Here is a 20,448-nt window from a genome sequence, read left to right as displayed (position 1 = left end):
CATGTTCAATCACCTGCTCAGCCTGCTGATCTGGCTTCCCGTGGTGGGCGCCGTCCCGGTGCTCCTCGCGGGCTCCGGCCGTCCCTCGCTGGCCCGCTGGCTCGCCCTGGCCGTCGCCGTGCTCACCTTCGCGGTGAGTCTGTTCCTGATTCCGCAGTACCACCTCGACGGGGCGGTGATGCAGCTCGGCGAGGATCACCTGTGGATCGCCTCGCTCGGCGTGCACTACGGCCTCGCGGTGGACGGCATCTCGGTCGCCCTGATCCTGCTCACCACCTTCGTCAGCATCCTGGTCATCGTCGGCGCGTGGGAGGTCATCCAGGACAAGCCGCACCAGTACATGGCCGCCATGCTGGTGCTCGAGGGCCTGATGATCGGCGTGTTCTGCGCCACGGACGCGTTGCTGTTCTACGTGTTCTTCGAGGCGATGCTGATTCCGATGTTCATCCTCATCGGCATCTGGGGTGGCCCGCGTCGCGTCTACGCCACGATCAAGTTCTTCATCTACACGTTCCTCGGCTCGATCTTCATGCTGATCGGGCTGATCTACCTGTACCAGAAGGCCGGGACGTTCAACCTGCATGCGCTGGCGGCGTTGCCGCTGTCGATGACCGAGCAGACCTGGCTGTTCTTCGCCTTCCTGCTGGCCTTTGCGGTGAAGGTGCCGATGGTGCCGGTGCATACCTGGCTGCCGGATGCCCACGTGGAGGCGCCGACCGGCGGTTCGGTGGTGCTGGCCGCGGTGATGCTGAAGATCGGCGGATACGGTTTCCTGCGCTTCTCGCTGCCGATCACTCCGGATGCTGCTGCACACTTCGCGCCGCTGGTGATCGTGCTCAGCCTGATCGCCGTGGTGTACATCGGTTACGTGGCCCTGGTGCAGGACGACATGAAGAAGCTGGTGGCCTACTCGTCGGTGGCCCACATGGGCTTCGTGACGCTGGGCATCTTCATCGCCTTCATGCTGGTGCGTGACGCCGGCAACCTGGATGCGGCCAAGCTCGGCATGCAGGGTGCGATGGTGCAGATGATCTCGCACGGATTCGTCTCCGGCGCGATGTTCTCCTGCATCGGCGTGCTCTACGACCGCCTGCACACCCGCCAGATCAAGGACTACGGCGGTGTCATCAACGTGATGCCCTGGTTCGGTTTCTTCTACGTGCTGTTCGCCATGGCCAATTCCGGCCTGCCGGGCACCAGCGGCTTCGTCGGCGAGTTCATGGTGGTGCTGGCCAGCTTCAGCGCCAACCCGTGGATCGCCCTGTTCGCCGCCTTCACCCTGATCATCGGCGCGGCGTACACGCTGTGGATGGTCAAGCGCGTGCTGTGGGGCGACATCACCAACCCGCACGTGGCAGAGATGAAGGAGATCAATGGGCGCGAGACCTTCGTGCTGGTCGCCTTCGCTGCCGCAGTGCTCGCGCTGGGCATCTGGCCGCAGCCGCTGATCCATCTGATGGACAACTCGGTGGCGCAGCTGGTCCAGCAGCTGGCTGTTCACAAGATCTGATCGGGACCGACCATGCCCTCAATGAATGACATCCTGATCCTTGCGCCGGAGTTCTACCTGGTCGCCGCCGCGTGCTTGCTGTTGCTGCTCGACGCGTTCATGAAGCCCGAGCAGCGGCACTGGCTGCACTGGCTGTCGATCGCCGTGCTGGCGGTGGCGATCTACATGGTGGTCGGTGCTGCTCCGCCGGTCGCGGTGAGCGCGTTCCACGGCATGTTCGTGCGCGACGGCGTGGCGACCATCCTCAAGGTGTTCGCTCTGCTGACCACGATCCTGGTATTCGTTTACTCCCGCCCGTACCTGCGCGACCGCAAGCTGTTCATCGGCGAGTTCTACACACTGATGATCTTCGCGGTGATCGGCGTGATGCTGCTGGTGTCGGCCGGCAGCCTGGTCACCGTCTACCTCGGCCTGGAGCTGCTGTCGCTGTCGTCCTATGCGCTGGTGGCGCTGAACCGCGACGCGCCGCTGCCTTCCGAGGCGGCGATGAAGTACTTCGTGCTGGGCGCACTGGCCTCGGGCATGCTGCTGTATGGCATGTCGATGGTCTACGGCGCCTCCGGCATGGGTGGGCAGGCCACGCTGGACCTGTCCCAGCTGAAGGCGGTGATGGGGTACACCCAGGCGCCGACCCTGCTGCTGTTCGGCCTGGTGTTCATGGTCGTGGGCATCAGCTTCAAGCTGGGCGTGGCGCCGTTCCACATGTGGATCCCGGACGTCTACCAGGGCGCGCCGACGCCGATCACCACCTTCATCGCCTCGGCTTCCAAGCTGGCGGCGTTCGGCATGGCCTATCGCCTGCTGGCCGGTGGCATGGCCGAAGTCGCGCACCAGTGGCAGCTGATGCTGGCCGTGCTGGCGGTGCTCTCGCTGGCAATCGGCAACCTGGTTGCCATCGTGCAGACCAACCTCAAGCGCATGCTGGCGTACTCGACCATCTCGCACATGGGCTACCTGCTGCTCGGCCTCTCGGCGGCCAATCCGGAGGGCTACTCGGCGGCGATGTTCTACGCGATCAGCTATGCGCTGATGAGCACGGCGTCGTTCGGCGTGATCCTGGCACTGAGCCGTGCCGGTTTCGAGTGCGAGGAGATCGACGACCTGCGCGGTCTCAACCAGCGCTCGCCCTGGCTGGCCTTCCTGATGATGCTGGTGATGGTCTCGCTGGCCGGCGTGCCGCCGATGTTCGGTTTCTTCGCCAAGCTGCTGGTGCTTCAGGCCGCCGTGCACGCGAACATGCTGTGGCTGGCGATCGTCGGTGCGGTGTTCGCCATCATCGGCCTGTACTACTACCTGCGCGTGGTGAAGGTGATGTACTTCGACAAGGCGGTCGAGGGCTCGGAACTGCGCATGCAGCCCGACGGCTCGCTGCGCGTGGTGCTGTCGCTCAACGCGCTGGGCCTGCTGGTCATTGGCCTGTACTGGGGGCCGCTGATCGCCTGGTGCCGCAACGCGCTGGCCGGCTGAGTCCATTTTTCCGGGAAATATTCCCGGAAGGACTTGCAAGAAACCGGCCATGTCGCTATAGTCTCTGGACTCTGATGCGGGGTGGAGCAGTCTGGCAGCTCGTCGGGCTCATAACCCGAAGGTCGCAGGTTCGAATCCTGCCCCCGCTACCAGATCTTTCTTAGAACAAGAAAGCCTCCTCGTGAGGCTTTTTTGTTGGGCGCAAGGAAGCGTCGCCAGCCGTCCAAGGGCAGCGCCCCAGGGGCGCCGTGCTCGGAAAGGCTGGAGAGCCGGTACATCGGCGAGTTGAGGGAATGGGCCGCTATGAGCCCATTTTTTGTTTCTGGCACCGGAAAAACCGACCATGGATACCCTGGCACTGGCAAATCGGTTCAGCGAAGTTCTGGCGGATCTACAGCTGGAATGCCTCGGCGTGGAGTTCACCCCGTCGCAGGGGCAGAGTACGCTTCGGGTTTACCTGGACGTCCTGGATCATTCGGGCGGGCGCGAGGTAGGCATCGACGATTGCGAAGCGGCCAGCCGCGAACTGTCGGCGCTGCTGGACGTCGAGGATCCCGTGCCGGGCCATTACGTGCTGGAGGTGTCCTCGCCGGGCATCGATCGGCCGATCTTCACGGCCGAGCAGTTCGGGCGCGTGCTCGGGCAGGAAGTGAAGGTGCTGCTGAAGGCGCCGATCGAGGGTCGCCGCCGCCTGCGCGGCAAGCTTGTGCAGGTGGAAGGCGAGCGGATCGTGCTGGAGGCGGAAGGCAAGTCGTTCGAATTCGACCAGGCGGACATGGAAAGCGCCCGCGTGGTACCGGACTGGGTGGCGCTCGGTTACGTGCCGCAGCCCAAGCCGGGTGGCAAGAAGCCGGCCAAGAAGGCCAAGTAACACCTATCCCTAGCGAGCGGGCGCCGGAGAGCGGCGACCCACGGAGTAGCTGCAATGAGCAAAGAACTGTTGCTGGTCGTCGACGCAGTCGCCAATGAAAAGGGCGTGCCGCGCGAGGTCATCTTCGAGGCGATGGAAGCCGCGCTGGCATCTGCGGCGAAGAAGCGCTACCCCGATGAGGATCCCGACATCCGCGTGGAGATCGACCGCCACTCCGGTGAGTACGAGACCTTCCGCCGCTGGGAAGTGATCGCCGACGACGGCGAGATGGAGTCGCCGTTCTACCAGGTGCGCCTGATGGACGCCGTGGACGAGCGTGAGGACGCCCAGGTCGGCGAGTTCGTCGAGCAGCAGATCGAGAACGCCGAGTTCGGCCGCATCGCAGCGCAGGCCGCCAAGCAGGTGATCGTGCAGCGCGTGCGCGAGGCCGAGCGCCAGCAGGTGGTCGACGCCTTCCGCGATCGCGTGGGAGAACTGGTGGTGGGTATCGTCAAGCGCGTCGAGCGCGGCAATGTCTACCTCGACCTCGGCAGCAACGCCGAGGCCTTCATTCCCCGCGACAAGACGATTCCGCGCGAGTCGCACCGTGTCGGCGACCGCGTGCGCGGATACCTCTACGAGGTGAAGTCCGAGGTGCGTGGTCCGCAGCTGTTCGTGTCGCGCGCCGCGCCGGAATTCATGATCGAGCTGTTCAAGCTCGAGGTGCCGGAGGTCGGCCAGGGGCTGGTCGAGATCAAGGGGTGCGCCCGCGATCCGGGTGACCGCGCCAAGATCGCCGTGCTGGCCCACGACAGTCGCACCGATCCGATCGGCGCGTGCATCGGCATGCGCGGGTCGCGCGTGCAGGCAGTGTCCAACGAGCTCAATGGCGAGCGCGTGGACATCATCCTGTGGCACGAGAACCAGGCCCAGTTCGTGATCAACGCAATGGCGCCGGCCGAGGTGCAGTCCATCATCATGGATGAGGAAAAGCACTCGATGGACATCGCGGTGGCCGAGGACAAGCTGTCCCAGGCGATCGGCCGCGGTGGCCAGAACGTGCGCCTGGCCAGCAAGCTCACCGGCTGGCAGCTCAACGTGATGACCCAGGACCAGGTCACCGCCAAGAGCGAGGCCGAGCAGCAGGCGGCGCTGGCGCTGTTCATGGAAAAGCTCGAGGTCGACGAGGAGATTGCCAACATCCTGGTGCAGGAAGGCTTCTCCAGCGTCGAGGAAATCGCTTACGTGCCCAGTGCCGAGCTGCTGGCCATCGAGGGCTTCGACGAGGACATCGTCGAGGAGTTGCGCGCTCGCGCCCGCGATGCGCTGCTGACCGAGGCACTGGCGGTCGAGGAGGGGCTGGAGGAACACCAGCCGTCCGAGGAGTTGCTTGCGCTCGAGGGCATGGACGAGGCCACGGCCTACGCCCTTGCCGCGCGCGAGGTAAGTACGGTGGACGATCTGGCCGACCTCGCGGTCGACGACCTGATCGATATCGAGGGCATGGACGAGGAGCGTGCTGCGGCGCTGATCATGGCTGCGCGTCAGCCGATGATCGAGCGCCTGGAGAAGGGCGGCTAACCGCGAGCGGCCGCGCCCTGGGACGGGCGCGCCGGGGAGAGTCCACGCGGACTCTCCACCAGGGACGGTGGTGGACGTGCAGGCAAGGCCGCACGGACGTGAAGCGCGGGAACGGCGGAGAAAGAACACGATGTCGGATGTCACGATCAAACAACTCGCCAAGGTACTTGGCATGCCGGTGGACAAGCTGCTCGGACAGCTTGGCGAGGCAGGCATGAAATTCTCCGATCCGGAGCAGGTGATCAGCAGCACCGAGAAGGTGAAGCTGCTCGGCTTCCTGCGCCGTACCCACGGCAAGAACGAGCCGGCGCCGGAGGTCGACGATGCGGCGCCTCGGCAGATCACCCTCAAGCGCCGCAAGGTCAGCGAGCTGAAGGTCGCGACCCCGGGCGGGCGTGGCGCGGCCAGCAGTGCCAAGACGGTCAACGTCGAGGTTCGCGCCAAGCGCACCTACGTCAAGCGCAGCGTGATCGCCGAGGAGACCGCGGTCGACAGCGAGCGCGAGGAGGCTGCCCGCAAGCTGGCCGAGTCGCAGCGCCAGCGCGAACAGGAAGAGAAGGATCGGATCGAGGCAGAGCAGCGCCGCGAGGAAGAGGCGCGCCAGCGTGCCGCCGACGAAGAAGCCCGCACCGCCGAGGAAGCTCGCCGGCAGGCCGAGGCCGAGCACGCGCGCCAGGCCGCCGAAGCCGAGGCGTCGGCCGAAGCCGAGGCAGCTCCCGAGCCGCCCGCTGCTGCACCGGTCCAGGACAAGCCTGCCGAGGCCGTGGAGGCTTCATCCCAGACCACGTCGAGCGGCAGCACCGACCACAGCGCGTTCGGCCTGATCGTTCCCCGCATCCACGAGCCGCGTCGCCGCGAGAAGAAGGTCGTGGCCGCACCGGCACCAGCCCCGGCACCCGCACCCGCCCCTGCACCGGCCGCAGCAGCGGGCGCGGATGCCGCGCGCGGTGCGAAGGCGCGACATGGTCGCGATCGTGACGATGTCGCCGGTGGCAAGCGTTTCGCCTCGGGTGAACTGCATCTGTCCGATGCCGACCGCGCAAGGCGTTCCAGCAAGCGTGGCAAGCCGGGCCGCTCCGGTCGCGATTCCGGTCGCAGCGCGTCGGCGTCCACCAGTGGCGGCCCGCATGGCTTCACCCGTCCGACCGCCGCGGTCGTGCGCGAAGTGGTGGTCGGCGATGCCAACCTGGTCGCCGACCTGGCGCAGAAGATGGCGGTCAAGGGTTCGGAAGTGGTCAAGGCGCTCTTCAAGATGGGCGTGATGGCCACCATCAACCAGACCATCGACCACGACACCGCGGTGCTGGTGGTCGAGGAGCTCGGCCACAAGGCCGTGGCCGCGAGTGAGGACAACGCCGAGGCGGCGCTGGCCGCGCACACCCAGAACGCCGAGCTGGAAGGCGAGAAGGTCGCGCGTCCGCCCGTGGTCACCATCATGGGCCACGTCGACCATGGCAAGACCTCGCTGCTGGACTACATCCGCCGCGCCAAGGTGGCGGCGGGCGAGGCTGGCGGCATCACCCAGCACATCGGCGCGTACCACGTGGATACGCCGAAGGGCGTGATCACCTTCCTGGATACCCCGGGCCACGCGGCATTCACCTCGATGCGCGCCCGCGGCGCCCAGTCCACCGATATCGTGGTGCTGGTGGTTGCGGCCGATGATGGCGTCATGCCGCAGACCAAGGAGGCCGTGCAGCACGCCCGTGCCGCCAAGGTGCCGCTGATCGTCGCGCTCAACAAGATGGACAAGTCCGACGCCAACCCGGACAACGTCAAGCAGGGCCTGGCAAACCTGGAAGTGGTCCCGGAAGACTGGGGCGGCGACACCATGTTCGTGCCGGTGTCGGCGAAGACCGGCATGGGCGTGGACGAGCTGCTCGACGCGATCTCGGTGCAGGCCGAGGTGATGGAGTTGAAGGCGGTCGAGGACGGTCCGGCGTCGGGCGTGGTGATCGAGTCCAGCCTGGACAAGGGCCGCGGTCCGGTCGCCACGGTGCTGGTGCAGCAGGGCACGCTCAAGCGTGGCGACTTCGTCGTCTGCGGCATCGAGTACGGCCGCATGCGCGCACTGGTGGACGAGCGCGGCAAGACCGTGCAGGAAGCCGGTCCGTCGATTCCGGTGCAGGTGCTCGGCCTTTCCGGCGTGCCGGAGGCGGGCGACGACTTCGTGGTCGTGGCCGACGAGCGCCTGGCCCGCGAAGTGGCCGCCGAGCGCCAGCAGAAGCGCCGCGAGACGCGCCTGGTCAGCAAGGCCAACCGCCTTGAGGACATCATCGCCCAGATGGGCCAGGGTGCCGAGCAGCAGACGCTCAACATCCTGGTCAAGGCCGACGTGCAGGGTTCGGTCGAGGCGCTGCGCGAGTCGCTCAGCGCGATCGGCAACGAGAACGTGAAGGTCAACGTGATTGCGGCGGGCGTCGGTGGCATCACCGAGTCCGACGCCACGCTGGCGGCGGCGTCCAAGGCGCTGGTGATCGGCTTCAACGTGCGTGCCGATGCCTCGGCGCGCAAGGTGATCGACACTGCCGGCCTGGACGTGCGCTACTTCTCGATCATCTACGACGTGATCGACCAGGTGAAGCAGGCCGCGTCCGGTCTGCTGGGCGTGGAGATCCGCGAGGAGATCATCGGCATCGCCCAGGTGCGCGAGGTGTTCCGCAGCTCCAAGTTCGGCGCGGTGGCCGGCTGCATGGTCACCGAGGGCTCGGTCAAGCGTTCCAAGCCGATCCGCGTGCTGCGCGACAACACTGTGGTCTTCGAAGGCGAGCTGGAGTCGCTGCGCCGCTTCAAGGACCTGGTCGACGAGGTGCGCAACGGCATGGAGTGCGGTATCGCCGTGAAGCAGTACAACGACGTCAAGGTCGGCGACCAGATCGAGTGCTTCGAGCGCATCGAGGTGGCACGCACGCTGTAACGGACCTTCCGGGCCGGCGTTTCCCGCCGGACCCGCGGCCCGAGATACGGAGCCCGGGCAGGCCTGCCCGGGCTTCCTGCTTTTCCGAACATGCGGCGCGCTGCGCCCGAAGGAGGCCCCATGCCCTCACGCGATTTCAAACGGACCGACCGGGTCGGCGCCGAACTGCGCCGCGAACTCGGCCTGCTGGTGCATGCCGCCGTGCGCGACCATGCGCTGCCGTCGGTGAGCGTGTCCGATGTGGAGGTGACCCGGGACATGGACTGGGCCACCGTGTGGATCACCGCCCTGCAGGCCGAGCAGGCGCCGGTGGCGCTGAAGGCGCTGAAGGAGCTTGCCGGCGAGTTCCGCCGTTCGCTCGCCCGCGGCATGCGCCTTCGGCGGGTGCCGGAGCTGCGCTTCAAGTACGACGACTCGGTCGACAAGGGCGAGCGCATCGACCAGCTGCTGCGCGCCGACGAGCCGACGGCGGCTGACGGAGCCGACGAGGACTGATGGGTCGGATCGTTTTCCGCGAGCTGCACGGTCTGGTGCTGCTCGACAAGCCGCTGGGACTGAGTTCCAACCAGGCGCTGCAGGAAGTGCGCAGGCTGTTCCGGGCCGCCAAGGGCGGCCATACCGGTGCGCTCGATCCGCTGGCCACCGGCCTGCTGCCGCTGTGCTTCGGCGAGGGCACCAAGCTGGCCGCGCACCTGCTCGGCGCGCGCAAGGCCTATCGCGCTACTTGCCGTCTGGGCATCACCACCACTACTGGCGATCTCGAAGGCGAGGTGGCCAACGAACGCGCGGTGCCCAACCTGGATGACGCCGCGATCGAAGCGGCGCTGGCTCCGCTGCGCGGACGCATCCGGCAGGTGCCCCCGGTCTACTCGGCGATCAAGCAGGGTGGCGAGCCGCTCTATGCCAAGGCACGCCGCGGCGAGGCCGTGGATGTTCCCGCCCGTGAGGTCGACGTGTACCGCCTGGTGCTGGCTGGCCGCGAGGGCGACCTGCTGCACCTGGAGATCGAGTGTGGCACGGGTACCTACATCCGCAGCCTGGCCGTCGACCTCGGCGAGGCACTGGGGTGCGGCGCGCACCTGACCGCCTTGCGCAGGATCTGGGTCGAGCCATTCACCTCGCCGCGGATGCATACGCTGGACGAACTGCGCGAGCGGGCCGGGCAGGGCGACGATGTCCTGCTCGAGGCTTTGCTGCCGGTTTCCGCGGCGGTTGCCCACCTGCCGGCGCTCCATCTGGATGCCGCACAAAGCCAGGCGATCGCCCAGGGACGGCGGATCGCGCTCGACGGGACGGGCATTCCCAGCGGGCTTTGTGCGGCGTTCGCCGACGATGGCGCCCTGTTGGCCCTGGTCGAACGCGGACCGGATGGACTGCTGCGGGTCCAGCGTGGCTTCAACCTGCCGCCCGGTGGCTGAGGTGCCGATGGAGTTCGGCGACAGCCCGGTGGCGCGGGGATGACGGTCTTGTTGTGGCGCGGCTCCCCTCGCTACAATAAGGAGCTTGATTCAACCGTTCCAATCAACCAGTCGAAGCTTGCGCAACGTCATCGGGTGGTGACGTTGCGCAAGCTTCGCATTCGCTTTTGAGGAAGAGATACCCATGTCCCTGACCGCAGAACAGACCAGCAAGATCATTGCTGAATTCGGCCGCGTGCCCAACGACACCGGTTCGCCGGAAGTGCAGGTGGCCCTGCTGTCGGCCCGCATCGAACACCTCACCGGCCACTTCAAGACCCACAAGCAGGACCATCACTCGCGTCGCGGCCTGCTGCAGCTGGTCAACCGCCGCAAGAGCCTGCTCGCGTATCTGAAGGATCGCGACCTGGCTCGCTACCAGAGCCTGATCGAACGTCTCGGCCTCCGCCGTTAATCCACGAGGAGACCTAACGTGGCGAAAGTAACCAAGTCATTCCAGTACGGTAATCACGAAGTCACACTGGAGACGGGCGAAATCGCCCGGCAGGCATCCGGTGCGGTAATGGTCAGCATGGGCGGCACCGTGGTGCTGGTCACCGCGGTCGCGGCGGCCAAGCCCCGCGAAGGGCAGGACTTCTTCCCGCTCACCGTCGACTACGTCGAGAAGTTCTACTCCGCCGGCCGTATCCCCGGCGGATTCTTCAAGCGCGAAGGCCGTCCGACCGAGAAGGAGACGCTCACCTCGCGTCTGATCGATCGTCCGGTGCGCCCGCTGTTCCCGGAAGACTTCAAGAATGAAGTGCAGGTGATCGCGCAGGTCGTCTCGCTGAACCCGGAAGTCGACGGCGACATCCCCGCCATGCTCGGCGCATCCGCCGCGCTGTCGCTGGCCGGCATCCCGTTCCAGGGCCCGATCGGCGCCGCCCGTGTGGGCTATGCCAACGGCCAATACGTGCTGAACCCGACGCACACCGAGCTGAAGACCTCCGATCTCGACCTCGTCGTCGCCGGCACCTCGGGCGCCGTGCTGATGGTGGAGTCCGAAGCCAAGCTGCTGTCCGAGGAAGTGATGCTCGGCGCGGTGGTGTTCGGCCACCAGCAGATGCAGACCGCGATCAACGCGATCGCCGAGCTGGCCGCCGAGGCGGCCAAGCCGTCCTGGAACTGGCAGCCGCCGGCCCGCAACGAATCGCTGATCGCCGCGCTCAAGGGCGCGGTGGGCGACAAGCTGGAGCAGGCGTTCCAGGTGCGCGACAAGCTGCAGCGTCGCGATGCCATCTCGGCGATCAAGGCCGACGTGATGGAGTCGCTGAAGGCCGACGCCGAGCAGCACGGCTGGACCTCCGCCGAGCTGGGCAAGGAGTTCGCCGAGCTCGAATACCGCACCATGCGCGACAGTGTGCTGAAGACCAAGGTGCGCATCGACGGCCGTCAGCTGGACGACGTGCGTCCGATCACCGTCCGCGTCGGCGTGCTGCCGCGCACCCACGGCTCGGCGCTGTTCACCCGCGGCGAGACCCAGGCGCTGGTCGTCACCACGCTGGGCACCGCGCGCGACGCGCAGATCATCGACGCGCCGGAAGGCGAGTCGAAGGATCCGTTCCTGTTCCACTACAACTTCCCGCCGTTCTCGGTGGGCGAGGCCGGACGCTTCGGCGCGCCGAAGCGTCGCGAGATCGGCCACGGCCGCCTCGCCAAGCGCGGCGTGCAGGCGGTCAAGCCGAGCATGGAAGAGTTCCCGTACGTGGTGCGCGTGGTCTCGGAAATCACCGAGTCGAACGGCTCCTCGTCGATGGCTTCCGTGTGCGGTTCGTCGCTGGCGATGATGGACGCGGGCGTGCCGCTGAAGGCGCCGGTGGCCGGCATCGCGATGGGCCTGGTGAAGGAAGGCAACGACTTCGTCGTGCTGTCCGATATCCTGGGCGACGAGGATCACCTCGGCGACATGGACTTCAAGGTGGCCGGTAGCGCCGACGGCATCTCCGCGCTGCAGATGGACATCAAGATCGACGGCATCACCGAAGAGATCATGAAGGTGGCGCTGGAGCAGGCCAAGCGTGGCCGCCTGCACATCCTCGGCGAGATGGCCAAGGTGATCAGCACGCCGCGTTCGGAGATGAGCGAGTACGCCCCGCGCCTGCTCACCATCAAGATCCACCCGGACAAGATCCGCGAGGTCATCGGCAAGGGCGGCGCCACCATCCGCTCGATCACCGAGGAGACCGGCACCACCATCGACATCAGCGACGACGGCACCGTGGTGATCGCCTCGGTCAACCGCAGTGCCGCCGAGGACGCCAAGAAGCGCATCGAGCAGATCGTCTCCGACGTCGAGCCGGGCCGCATCTACGAGGGCAAGGTTGCCAAGCTGATGGACTTCGGTGCATTCGTGACGATCATGCCGGGCAAGGACGGTCTGGTGCACGTGTCGCAGATCTCCTCCGAGCGCGTCGAGAAGGTGTCCGACAAGCTGAAGGAAGGCGATATCGTCAAGGTGAAGGTGCTGGAAGTGGACAAGCAGGGCCGTATCCGCCTGTCCATGAAGGCCGTGACCGAGGACGAAGCCGCCGGCGCCTGATCGGCTGCTCCGCGGTAATCGAACGAAGGCCCGGCGGCGACGCCGGGCCTTCGTCGTTTTATCACCACGCCCATTTGCTACGATGCCCGGTGACCCGCATCCGGAGGCAGGTATGGCTGATCAGGCAAGCGAATTCATCAGGCAGTCCCAGGCCATGGCCGAGCAGTCCTGGTCCCAGTGGATGCGCTACCTGCAGCAGGCCGCCGGCCAACCCGCCTCGCCGTTTGCCGGATTCGGCGCGCCCGGCATGCCGGGTATGACAGGCATGCCCGGCATGGCTGCGTCGTCGGCCCCGATGAGCGACATGCTGGAGCGTGGCTTGTCGGGCATTTCCTCCTACCTGGAGTGGATGCAGCGTGCGGCAAACGCGCAGGCGAGCCCGCCAGGCATGGACTGGCAGGCGTCGGTGAAGGATTTTCTGGGCGGCGCGGCCCAACCCTTCGCCCAGGCGTTCAGCGGCATCGACAGTACGGCGGCGCAGGGTTTCGTGCAGCAGTGGCAGGCGTGGCTGGCCGCGGCGAGCCAGGCGGGCACGACCGACTGGCGCGCGCCGGCGTACATGCCCGGATTCGGCCTGCACCGCGAACAGCAGGCCCAGCAGCAGGCACTCGTCGCCGCGATGATGGAAAGTGCCGAGCAGCAGCGCCGCTACCAGGCCCTGATCCTCAAGGCCAACGCCCAGGGACTGGAGCGCCTGCAGGACAAGCTGGCCGACCACGTCGAGCCCGGACGCCAGCTCGAATCGCTCAAGGCACTTTACGACCTGTGGGTCGATGCGGCCGAAGAAGCCTATGCCGAGATTGCGCTCAGCGACGAGTTCCGCGAGGTCTACGGCGCGATGGTCAACGCTCAGATGCGCGAGCGCCAACTCGTGCAGCAGCATCTGGAAGACCTGTGTCGGCAGCTCGGCTTGCCGACGCGCAGCGAGATCGACAGCCTGGGACGCCGCCTGCAGGAGGTGCGTCGCGAGTTGCGCGCCATGGAAGGCGGGGGCGGGGCTGCGGCCGGCGAACTGGCTGCACTGCGCGCGGAGCTGCAGGCGCTGAAGAGGTCACAGCATGGGGCTGCCGCGCCCGCGCCCGTCGCACCCGCGGCGGCCGATGCGGCGCCGGCCAAGCCGAAGCGCAAGGCGAAGGCCACCGGGACCCGCCCGGTGGCCCAGGCAACACGAAAGAAGAGCGCGGGCAAAAAGGCGGGCTCGGCGAAGTCTCCAGCCAAGGCGTCTAAAACCGGGAAGCCCGCCGGCAAGACCGCCACGAAACCGGCGACCGGGTCGTCCGCGCCGTCCAAGGACAGCCGCAAGCGTACCGCTTTGCGAACTCGCCGCGCCGCTGCCGCCGTCAAGTCGAGCGGAGCCAGCCGCCGCTCGCTGGTCAGCCCCGGCATTCCCGCCCCGCATCGCGCACGGCGCAAGTAAGGAATGATCATGGACACGCCACTGCGCATCGATCCGGCCGAGGCCCTGGCCGAGATCAACCGTTTCCAGCGCAAGCTCGCCGCGGGCCTGCAGAACCTGCCCGGCCTGGGTGAGCCGGAGTACGCCAACACGCCGCGCGAGCTGGTCTACGCCGAGGACAAGCTCAAGGTGTGGCACTTCACCGGTAGCCGCCCCACAGCGCGGACGCCGGTACTGATCGTCTACGCCCTGGTCAACACGGTGTGGATGACCGACCTGCAGGCCGACCGCTCGCTGGTGCGCAACCTGCTCGAGCAGGGCGAGGACGTCTACCTGATCGACTGGGGCTATCCGGATGGCGCCGATCGCTGGCTGACCCTGGACGATTACCTCAACGGCTACCTCGACCGTTGCGTCGACGCCGTGCGCCACCGCCACGGATTGGACGCGATCAACCTGCTGGGTATCTGCCAGGGTGGTGCGTTCTCGCTTTGCTACACGGCGATGCACCCGGACAAGGTGAAGAACCTCATCACCATGGTCACCCCGGTGGATTTCCACACGCCGGACAACATGCTCTCGCACTGGGTGCAGCAGCTGGACGTGGACCGCTTTGTCGACGTCATGGGCAACGTCCCGGCGGCGTTGATGAACTGGGTCTACCTCACCCTCAAGCCGTTGCGGCTGAACCAGCAGAAATACGTGGGCCTGGTGGAGATCCTCGACAATCCGGCGGAGCTGGAGAACTTCCTGCGCATGGAGCGCTGGATCTTCGACTCCCCCGACCAGGCCGGCGAGGCGTTCCGCCAGTTCATCAAGGACTTCTACCAGGGCAACAAGCTGGTCAGGCACAGCCTGGAGATCGGCGGCCGTCCGGTCGACCTGGGATTGATCCAGCAGCCGGTGCTCAACATCTACGCCCAGCAGGACCATCTGGTGCCGCCGGATGCTTCGCGCGCGCTGGGCAAGCACATCGGTACCCAGGACTACACCGAGATCGCCTTCAAGGGCGGCCATATCGGTATCTACGTATCCGGTCGCGCACAGCGCGAAGTGCCGCCGGCGATCCATCGCTGGCTGCGTGCGCGCGACTGACGGCAAAGGACAAGCCATGAACGAATCCAAGCGTCTGACCCGCTCCCGCGCCAGCCGAAGCATCGCCGGGGTATGCGGCGGCATCGCCGAGTACTACGGCTGGGACCCGACCATCGTGCGGGTCGCCTGGATCGTGCTGACCCTGCTGGGCGGCTCCGGCATACTGCTCTACCTGATTTTCTGGCTGGTGATGCCCGACGCGTCCTGAGTCGGCGCTTCGCACCGGCCCCAAGCCCCGGCGCGATGCCGGGTGCGGCTTTTTCCCTTCCTCGAAGAACAAACCCGATGGACTACGACCGTTATGACCGCGTCCGTGCCGTGCAGTGGCAGGGCGACCACCTGCGCCTGCTCGACCAGCGCCTGCTGCCGCGCGAGGAGCGCTGGCTCGACTGCCGCAATGCGGCCGATGTGACCCGGGCCATCCGCGACCTCGTCGTGCGTGGCGCGCCCGCGATCGGCATCGCTGCCGCCTGGGGCGTGGTGCTGGCCGCGCAGCAGGGCGAGGCGCTGGATCCGGCGCTGGCGATGTTGCGCGCAGCGCGTCCCACGGCGGTGAACCTGATGTGGGCGCTCGACCGAATGAAATCGCGGATCGCCGCGGGCGCCGACGCTGCGGCACTGGCCGGCGAGGCACAGGCGATCCAGGCCGAGGATCTGGCCGCCAACCGTCTCATGGGCGAACTGGGCGCGGCGCTGATCGCTCCTGGCTCGGGCGTGCTGACCCACTGCAACACCGGCTCGCTGGCCACGGCCGGTTTCGGCACGGCGCTCGGCGTGATCCGTGCCGGCGTAGCTGGCGGCCGCATCGAACGCGTGTATGCCGGCGAGACGCGGCCCTGGCAGCAGGGCGCGCGCCTGACCATGTACGAGCTGGTGCGCGATGGCATCCCCGCGAAGCTGATCGCCGACTCGGCCGCGGCGCACCTGATGAAGTCCGGCGAGGTGCAGTGGGTCATCGTCGGCGCAGACCGCATCGCCGCCAACGGCGACACGGCGAACAAGATCGGCACCTACCAGCTGGCCATCGCCGCGCGCCACCACGGCGTCAAGTTCATGGTGGTGGCGCCGTCGTCCACGGTGGACATGGCCACGCCGGATGGCGAGGCGATCGAGATCGAACTGCGCGATCCTGCCGAACTGCTGGCCACCGCCGGCCAGCGGACGGTGGTCGAGGGTGCCGAGGCGTGGAATCCGGTGTTCGACGTGACGCCGGCCGGGCTGATCGACGCCATCGTCACCGAGCGTGGCGTGATCGAGCACCCGAACGCGCTGGCGATGCAGGCGGTATTCGGGCGGTGAGGGAGGTGCGCACCATCGGGCTGTTTGCCGTGGGTGGATTGATTGGCCTGGTCGTCGATGCCGGGATATCCCAGGCACTGGTCAGCTTCGGTCACTGGAACGCCTACGTCGCCCGTATCGTCTCGTTCCTTGCCGCGGCGACGGTGACCTGGTGGTGGAACCGACGGCACACGTTCGCCGGGCGCTCGAGCGGGCGCAAGGCGCACGCCGAACTGTTGCATTGGCTCGCCCTGATGAGCGTGGGAGCCGTGGTCAACTACGGCATTTTCGCCGCCTGCCTGATGGCGTTTCCGGCGCTTCACCGGTGGCCGGCCGTGGCGGTTGCGGCCGGTTCGGCGGTCGCTGCGCTGGTTAATTTTTCGACAGCCCGCGGACTGCTTTTCCGGCACCCCAAGGCCACGCGCTAAGTTATTGATCTGGAAGACCAAAATACTGTCACGAAATAGCCTTTCGTGATACACTCCGGCAGTTGATTTCAGGGCCGCTTGAGCACGCACCTGAGGTGTTGGCGAAGCGGCCTTTTTTCGTCCCATGGGAAGCCGATTGATGGCAGAACTCGCCAAAGAAGTCATCCGCGTCAACATCGAAGACGAGATGCGCCAGAGCTATCTCGATTACGCCATGAGCGTGATCGTGGGCCGCGCCCTCCCGGACGTGCGCGACGGCCTGAAGCCGGTCCATCGCCGCGTGCTCTACGCGATGAACGAACTGAGCAACGTCTGGAACAAGCCCTACAAGAAGTCGGCCCGCGTGGTCGGTGACGTCATCGGTAAATACCATCCGCACGGCGACTCGTCGGTCTACGACGCGATCGTGCGCATGGCCCAGCCGTTCTCTCTGCGCTACATGCTGGTCGACGGCCAGGGCAACTTCGGTTCGGTCGACGGCGACAACGCCGCGGCGATGCGATACACCGAGGTGCGCATGTCGCGCCTCACCCACGAGCTGCTCGCCGACATCGACAAGGAAACCGTCGACTTCGGCCCCAACTACGACGAGAGCGAGCACGAGCCGCTGGTGCTCCCCACCCGCGTGCCGAACCTGCTGGTCAATGGTTCGGCCGGCATCGCGGTGGGCATGGCCACCAACATCCCGCCGCACAATCTCACCGAGGTGATCAGCGCGACCATCGCGCTCATCGACGACCCCTCGCTGGGCATCGACGAGCTGATGACCTACATCCCGGGGCCGGACTTCCCGACCTACGGCATCATCAACGGCGCCGCCGGCATCGTCGAGGCCTACCGCACCGGTCGCGGCCGCATCCTGGTGCGCGCCAAGACCGAGATCGAGACCGAGCCGAACGGCCGCGAGACGATCATCGTCCACGAGCTGCCGTACCAGGTGAACAAGGCGCGGCTGATCGAGAAGATCGCCGAGCTGGTGAAGGAGAAGAAGCTCGAGGGCATCAGCGAACTGCGCGACGAGTCCGACAAGGACGGCATGCGCATGGTCATCGAGATCCGCCGCGATTCGATGGCCGACGTCGTGCTGAACAACCTGTTCCAGCAGACGCAGATGCAGGTCACCTTCGGCATCAACATGGTGGCGCTGTCCGAGGGCCAGCCGAAGCTGCTGAACCTGAAGGAGATCCTCGAGGCGTTCATCCGCCATCGCCGCGAGGTGGTGACCCGCCGCACCATCTTCGAGCTGCGCAAGGCGCGTGCCCGCGCGCACATCCTGGAAGGCCTCACCGTCGCGCTCGCCAACATCGACGAGATGATCGAGCTGATCAAGACCTCGGCTTCGCCGGCCGAGGCGCGCGAGCGCATGCTGGCGCGCAAGTGGCAGCCCGGCGTGGTCGGAGCGCTGCTCTCGGCGGCCGGCGCCGACGCCTCGCGGCCGGAGGACATGGACCCACGCGACGGCCTCAAGCCCGAGGGCTACCAGCTGTCCGAGACGCAGGCGCAGGAAATCCTCGCCATGCGCCTGCACCGCCTGACCGGGCTGGAGCAGGAAAAGCTAAGCGACGAGTACCGCCAGATCCTGGAAACCATCCGCGGCCTGATCGAGATCCTCGAGCATCCCGACGTGCTGCTGCAGGTGATCCGCGAGGAACTGGAAGCGGTCAAGGCCGAGTTCGGCGACGCGCGTCGCACCGAGATCCAGGCTTCGCAGGAAGACCTCAATGTGCTCGACCTGATCGCCCCGGAAGACGTGGTGGTCACGCTGTCGCACACCGGCTACATCAAACGCCAGCCGGCCAGCACCTACCGGGCGCAGCGCCGCGGCGGCAAGGGTCGCTCGGCCTCGGCGCTGAAGGACGAGGACGTGGTCGAGCAGCTGTGGGTGGTCAACACCCATGACACGCTGCTCACCTTCTCCAGCACCGGCCGTGTGTACTGGCTCAAGGTCTACCAGATGCCGGAAGCCGGCCCGGCCGCGCGCGGCAAGCCGATCGTCAACCTGTTGCCGCTGGCCGAGGGCGAAAAGGTGCAGGCGGTGCTGCCGGTGCGCGAATACGACGAGGATCGCTTCGTGTTCTTCGCCACCAAGAGCGGCACGGTGAAGAAGACCCCGCTGACCGACTTCGCCTTCCAGCTGCAGAAGGGCAAGCAGGCGATCAACCTGGCCGAGGGCGACGCGCTGGTCAACGTGGCCCTCACCGACGGCAACAGCGACGTGCTGCTGTTCGCCTCCAACGGCAAGGTCAACCGCTTCGACGAGAACACCGTGCGCTCGATGGGTCGTACCGCCACCGGCGTGCGCGGCATGCGCCTGGCCGACGACGCCGAGGTGGTGTCGATGATCGTGGCGGCCGAGGGCGACATCCTCACCGCCACCGCACGCGGCTACGGCAAGCGCACGGCGCTGGACGAGTTCCCGAAGAAGGGCCGCGGCACCCAGGGTGTGATCGGCATCCAGTGCTCCGAGCGCAACGGCCCGCTGGTCGCCGCGGTGCAGGTCACCGAGGCGCACGAGCTGATGCTGATCTCCAATCAGGGCACCCTGGTACGTACCCGCGTGGCCGAGGTCTCGCAGCTCAGCCGCAACACCCAGGGCGTCACCCTGATCAAGCTGCCGGCCGACGAGGCCCTGGTCAGCGTGGTGCGGCTGGACGCGGAAGAGGAGAACGGCGAAGAAGGCGAGACGGCAAACGTCGAAGGCCTGCCGCCGCAGGGCGAGGGCGATACCACCGTCGCCGAGCCGGCGGGTGGCGACGAGGCCTGACCGGCCCCACCGCGTACGAAAGACCCCGGCTCCGGCCGGGGTTTTTCGTTTCCGGGGCGGCGTCAGCCGCCGACGGCTTCCAGCATCGCCTCGGCCGCCGACACCCGGAATTCGCCCGGCGCCTCCACCGCCAGTGCCGTCACCACACCATCCTCGGCCACCAGCGCAAAACGGCGTGCGCGCAGGCCCATGCCGTAGGCGCTGCCATCCAGCTCCAGGCCCAGCGCCCGGGTGAACTCGCCGTTGCCATCGGCCAGCATCTTCAGGCCGGGCGGCACATCCTGAGCCTGGCCCCAGGCCTGCATCACGAAGGCGTCGTTGACCGACAGGCAGAACACCTCGAAGCCGCGGGCGCGGAAGGCATCGAACTGTGCAACGAAGCCGGGCAGGTGCTTCTCCGAGCAGGTGGGGGTGAAGGCGCCGGGCACGGCGAACATCACCACCCTGCGTCCGGCGAACAGTTCGCCGCTGCGGGTGTTCTGGCGCTCGCCGCCGTCGACGACGATGAGGGGGACGTCGGGCAGTGGCTGGCCGGGCTGGATGGTCATGGCGTCTCCATGCTGAAAGGTGGGCAACTGCCGGATGCTAACCCCGGCCGTGGCGTTCTGTCGCCTTGAATCGCCGCCGCCCGCACCTACTTGACAGGGCAAGCGGCGACCGCGCCGTAACCGATTCGAGGAGTCCGACATGAGCAACCGCAATCCGACGCACTGGAGTGCCACCCGCATGTTTCCGGAGGAGGTGCGCCAGGCCTTCGACCGTCTGTTCCAGAACGAGGAAGGCGACGCATCCAACGTGGTCACCAGTCAGTGGGCCCCGCGCGTGGACATCCGCGAAGACGAGCAGCGCTTCGTGATCCTCGCCGATATCCCGGGCGTGGATCCGGCGCAGATCGAAGTGAGCATGGACAAGGGCATCCTGACCATCAAGGGCGAGCGCCAGGCGCCGAACGGCGAGGGCGGCAAGTACACCCGGGTCGAGCGCGCGCATGGCGTGTTCCACCGCCGCTTCACCCTGCCGGACAGCGCCGATGCCGAGGGCATCACCGCCACCGGCAAGTTCGGCGTGCTGGAAATCGTGATCCCGAAGAAGCCGCTGGCCACGCCGCGTCGCATCACCATCAACGCGGCCGGGTAAGCTTGTGGTCCATGGGATCGTGGCGGGGG

The 20,448-nt window shown here is 66.9% G+C and carries 17 protein-coding genes and 1 tRNA gene; 17 read left to right on the top strand and 1 reads right to left on the bottom strand.

Translation table 11 applies throughout. The features are described from left to right. Position 1: 1 nt before the first annotated feature. The 16 genes from C693_RS0110560 to gyrA all read left to right on the top strand — a co-directional run bounded on the left by C693_RS0110560 (position 2) and on the right by gyrA (position 19,282). Positions 2 to 1,510 (top strand): NADH-quinone oxidoreductase subunit M, encoded by a 1,509-nt coding sequence (locus C693_RS0110560; RefSeq protein ID WP_017462244.1) that lies wholly within the window; start codon positions 2 to 4, stop codon positions 1,508 to 1,510. 12 nt (positions 1,511 to 1,522) lie between these two features. Further along, positions 1,523 to 2,977 (top strand): NADH-quinone oxidoreductase subunit NuoN, encoded by a 1,455-nt coding sequence (gene nuoN, locus C693_RS0110555; protein WP_026107337.1) that lies wholly within the window; start codon positions 1,523 to 1,525, stop codon positions 2,975 to 2,977. Between the two features lie 75 nt (positions 2,978 to 3,052). Then, positions 3,053 to 3,129, top strand: a tRNA-Met gene (locus C693_RS0110550). A gap of 191 nt (positions 3,130 to 3,320) precedes the next feature. Then, the gene (gene rimP / locus C693_RS0110545) at positions 3,321 to 3,848 is read left to right on the top strand and encodes a ribosome maturation factor RimP (RefSeq protein ID WP_017462242.1); all 528 of its coding nucleotides are present in this window, start codon (positions 3,321 to 3,323) and stop codon (positions 3,846 to 3,848) included. Positions 3,849 to 3,902: 54 nt separating this feature from the next. Continuing rightward, positions 3,903 to 5,408 (top strand): transcription termination factor NusA, encoded by a 1,506-nt coding sequence (nusA, locus tag C693_RS0110540; RefSeq protein ID WP_017462241.1) that lies wholly within the window; start codon positions 3,903 to 3,905, stop codon positions 5,406 to 5,408. A 130-nt stretch (positions 5,409 to 5,538) separates the two neighbouring features. Next, positions 5,539 to 8,325, top strand: a complete 2,787-nt coding sequence (gene infB / locus C693_RS0110535) for a translation initiation factor IF-2 (protein ID WP_017462240.1) — start codon at positions 5,539 to 5,541, stop codon at positions 8,323 to 8,325. Between the two features lie 120 nt (positions 8,326 to 8,445). Further along, positions 8,446 to 8,820 (top strand): 30S ribosome-binding factor RbfA, encoded by a 375-nt coding sequence (gene rbfA, locus C693_RS0110530; RefSeq protein ID WP_017462239.1) that lies wholly within the window; start codon positions 8,446 to 8,448, stop codon positions 8,818 to 8,820. After that, a complete protein-coding gene (gene truB / locus C693_RS0110525) occupies positions 8,820 to 9,743 on the top strand; it encodes a tRNA pseudouridine(55) synthase TruB (RefSeq protein WP_017462238.1) in 924 nt (307 codons plus the stop codon). Before rbfA ends, truB begins: the two co-directional genes overlap by 1 nt. A gap of 184 nt (positions 9,744 to 9,927) precedes the next feature. After that, complete coding sequence (rpsO, locus tag C693_RS0110520; protein WP_017462237.1) at positions 9,928 to 10,197, top strand: 30S ribosomal protein S15; 270 nt, start codon at positions 9,928 to 9,930, stop codon at positions 10,195 to 10,197. A gap of 18 nt (positions 10,198 to 10,215) precedes the next feature. After that, positions 10,216 to 12,321, top strand: coding sequence for a polyribonucleotide nucleotidyltransferase (gene pnp, locus C693_RS0110515; protein WP_026107336.1), 2,106 nt, complete (start codon positions 10,216 to 10,218; stop codon positions 12,319 to 12,321). A gap of 82 nt (positions 12,322 to 12,403) precedes the next feature. Next, positions 12,404 to 13,738, top strand: coding sequence for a poly(R)-hydroxyalkanoic acid synthase subunit PhaE (locus tag C693_RS0110510; protein ID WP_338390723.1), 1,335 nt, complete (start codon positions 12,404 to 12,406; stop codon positions 13,736 to 13,738). A gap of 9 nt (positions 13,739 to 13,747) precedes the next feature. Beyond that, complete coding sequence (gene phaC, locus C693_RS0110505; protein ID WP_017462234.1) at positions 13,748 to 14,812, top strand: class III poly(R)-hydroxyalkanoic acid synthase subunit PhaC; 1,065 nt, start codon at positions 13,748 to 13,750, stop codon at positions 14,810 to 14,812. A 16-nt stretch (positions 14,813 to 14,828) separates the two neighbouring features. Next, positions 14,829 to 15,020: a PspC domain-containing protein gene (locus C693_RS0110500; protein ID WP_017462233.1), complete on the top strand. Its 192-nt coding sequence runs from the start codon at positions 14,829 to 14,831 to the stop codon at positions 15,018 to 15,020. A 77-nt stretch (positions 15,021 to 15,097) separates the two neighbouring features. Beyond that, entirely contained in the window at positions 15,098 to 16,111 is a 1,014-nt protein-coding gene (gene mtnA / locus C693_RS0110495) for an S-methyl-5-thioribose-1-phosphate isomerase (protein ID WP_017462232.1), read from the top strand. Positions 16,112 to 16,116: 5 nt separating this feature from the next. Then, positions 16,117 to 16,518, top strand: coding sequence for a GtrA family protein (locus C693_RS0110490; RefSeq protein WP_017462231.1), 402 nt, complete (start codon positions 16,117 to 16,119; stop codon positions 16,516 to 16,518). A 139-nt stretch (positions 16,519 to 16,657) separates the two neighbouring features. Next, positions 16,658 to 19,282 carry a DNA gyrase subunit A gene (gyrA, locus tag C693_RS0110485; RefSeq protein WP_017462230.1) on the top strand — a complete coding sequence of 875 codons (2,625 nt, stop codon included), beginning with the start codon at positions 16,658 to 16,660 and terminating at the stop codon, positions 19,280 to 19,282. A gap of 62 nt (positions 19,283 to 19,344) precedes the next feature. Here gyrA and C693_RS0110480 read toward each other — a convergent pair whose 3' ends face one another. Continuing rightward, positions 19,345 to 19,830: a peroxiredoxin gene (locus C693_RS0110480; protein WP_017462229.1), complete on the bottom strand. Its 486-nt coding sequence runs from the start codon at positions 19,828 to 19,830 to the stop codon at positions 19,345 to 19,347. Positions 19,831 to 19,969: 139 nt separating this feature from the next. Between C693_RS0110480 and C693_RS0110475 the strand changes: the two genes are divergently transcribed. Beyond that, the gene (locus C693_RS0110475) at positions 19,970 to 20,419 is read left to right on the top strand and encodes an Hsp20/alpha crystallin family protein (protein WP_017462228.1); all 450 of its coding nucleotides are present in this window, start codon (positions 19,970 to 19,972) and stop codon (positions 20,417 to 20,419) included. Positions 20,420 to 20,448: the final 29 nt, after the last annotated feature.

Origin of the sequence: Dyella ginsengisoli LA-4, from assembly GCF_000334915.1 — a bacterium.
Lineage (GTDB): Bacteria > Pseudomonadota > Gammaproteobacteria > Xanthomonadales > Rhodanobacteraceae > Dyella_A > Dyella_A ginsengisoli_A.
This window is presented reverse-complemented; position numbering and strand designations above follow the sequence as displayed.

Coding starts and splice junctions, on each gene's coding strand:
- C693_RS0110560 (WP_017462244.1), top strand. CDS start 2: ATGTTCAATCACCTGCTCAGCCTGCTGATCTGGCTTCCCGTGGTGGGC.
- nuoN (WP_026107337.1), top strand. CDS start 1,523: ATGCCCTCAATGAATGACATCCTGATCCTTGCGCCGGAGTTCTACCTG.
- rimP (WP_017462242.1), top strand. CDS start 3,321: ATGGATACCCTGGCACTGGCAAATCGGTTCAGCGAAGTTCTGGCGGAT.
- nusA (WP_017462241.1), top strand. CDS start 3,903: ATGAGCAAAGAACTGTTGCTGGTCGTCGACGCAGTCGCCAATGAAAAG.
- infB (WP_017462240.1), top strand. CDS start 5,539: ATGTCGGATGTCACGATCAAACAACTCGCCAAGGTACTTGGCATGCCG.
- rbfA (WP_017462239.1), top strand. CDS start 8,446: ATGCCCTCACGCGATTTCAAACGGACCGACCGGGTCGGCGCCGAACTG.
- truB (WP_017462238.1), top strand. CDS start 8,820: ATGGGTCGGATCGTTTTCCGCGAGCTGCACGGTCTGGTGCTGCTCGAC.
- rpsO (WP_017462237.1), top strand. CDS start 9,928: ATGTCCCTGACCGCAGAACAGACCAGCAAGATCATTGCTGAATTCGGC.
- C693_RS0110510 (WP_338390723.1), top strand. CDS start 12,404: ATGCCCGGTGACCCGCATCCGGAGGCAGGTATGGCTGATCAGGCAAGC.
- phaC (WP_017462234.1), top strand. CDS start 13,748: ATGGACACGCCACTGCGCATCGATCCGGCCGAGGCCCTGGCCGAGATC.
- C693_RS0110500 (WP_017462233.1), top strand. CDS start 14,829: ATGAACGAATCCAAGCGTCTGACCCGCTCCCGCGCCAGCCGAAGCATC.
- mtnA (WP_017462232.1), top strand. CDS start 15,098: ATGGACTACGACCGTTATGACCGCGTCCGTGCCGTGCAGTGGCAGGGC.
- gyrA (WP_017462230.1), top strand. CDS start 16,658: ATGGCAGAACTCGCCAAAGAAGTCATCCGCGTCAACATCGAAGACGAG.
- C693_RS0110480 (WP_017462229.1), bottom strand. CDS start 19,830: ATGACCATCCAGCCCGGCCAGCCACTGCCCGACGTCCCCCTCATCGTC.
- C693_RS0110475 (WP_017462228.1), top strand. CDS start 19,970: ATGAGCAACCGCAATCCGACGCACTGGAGTGCCACCCGCATGTTTCCG.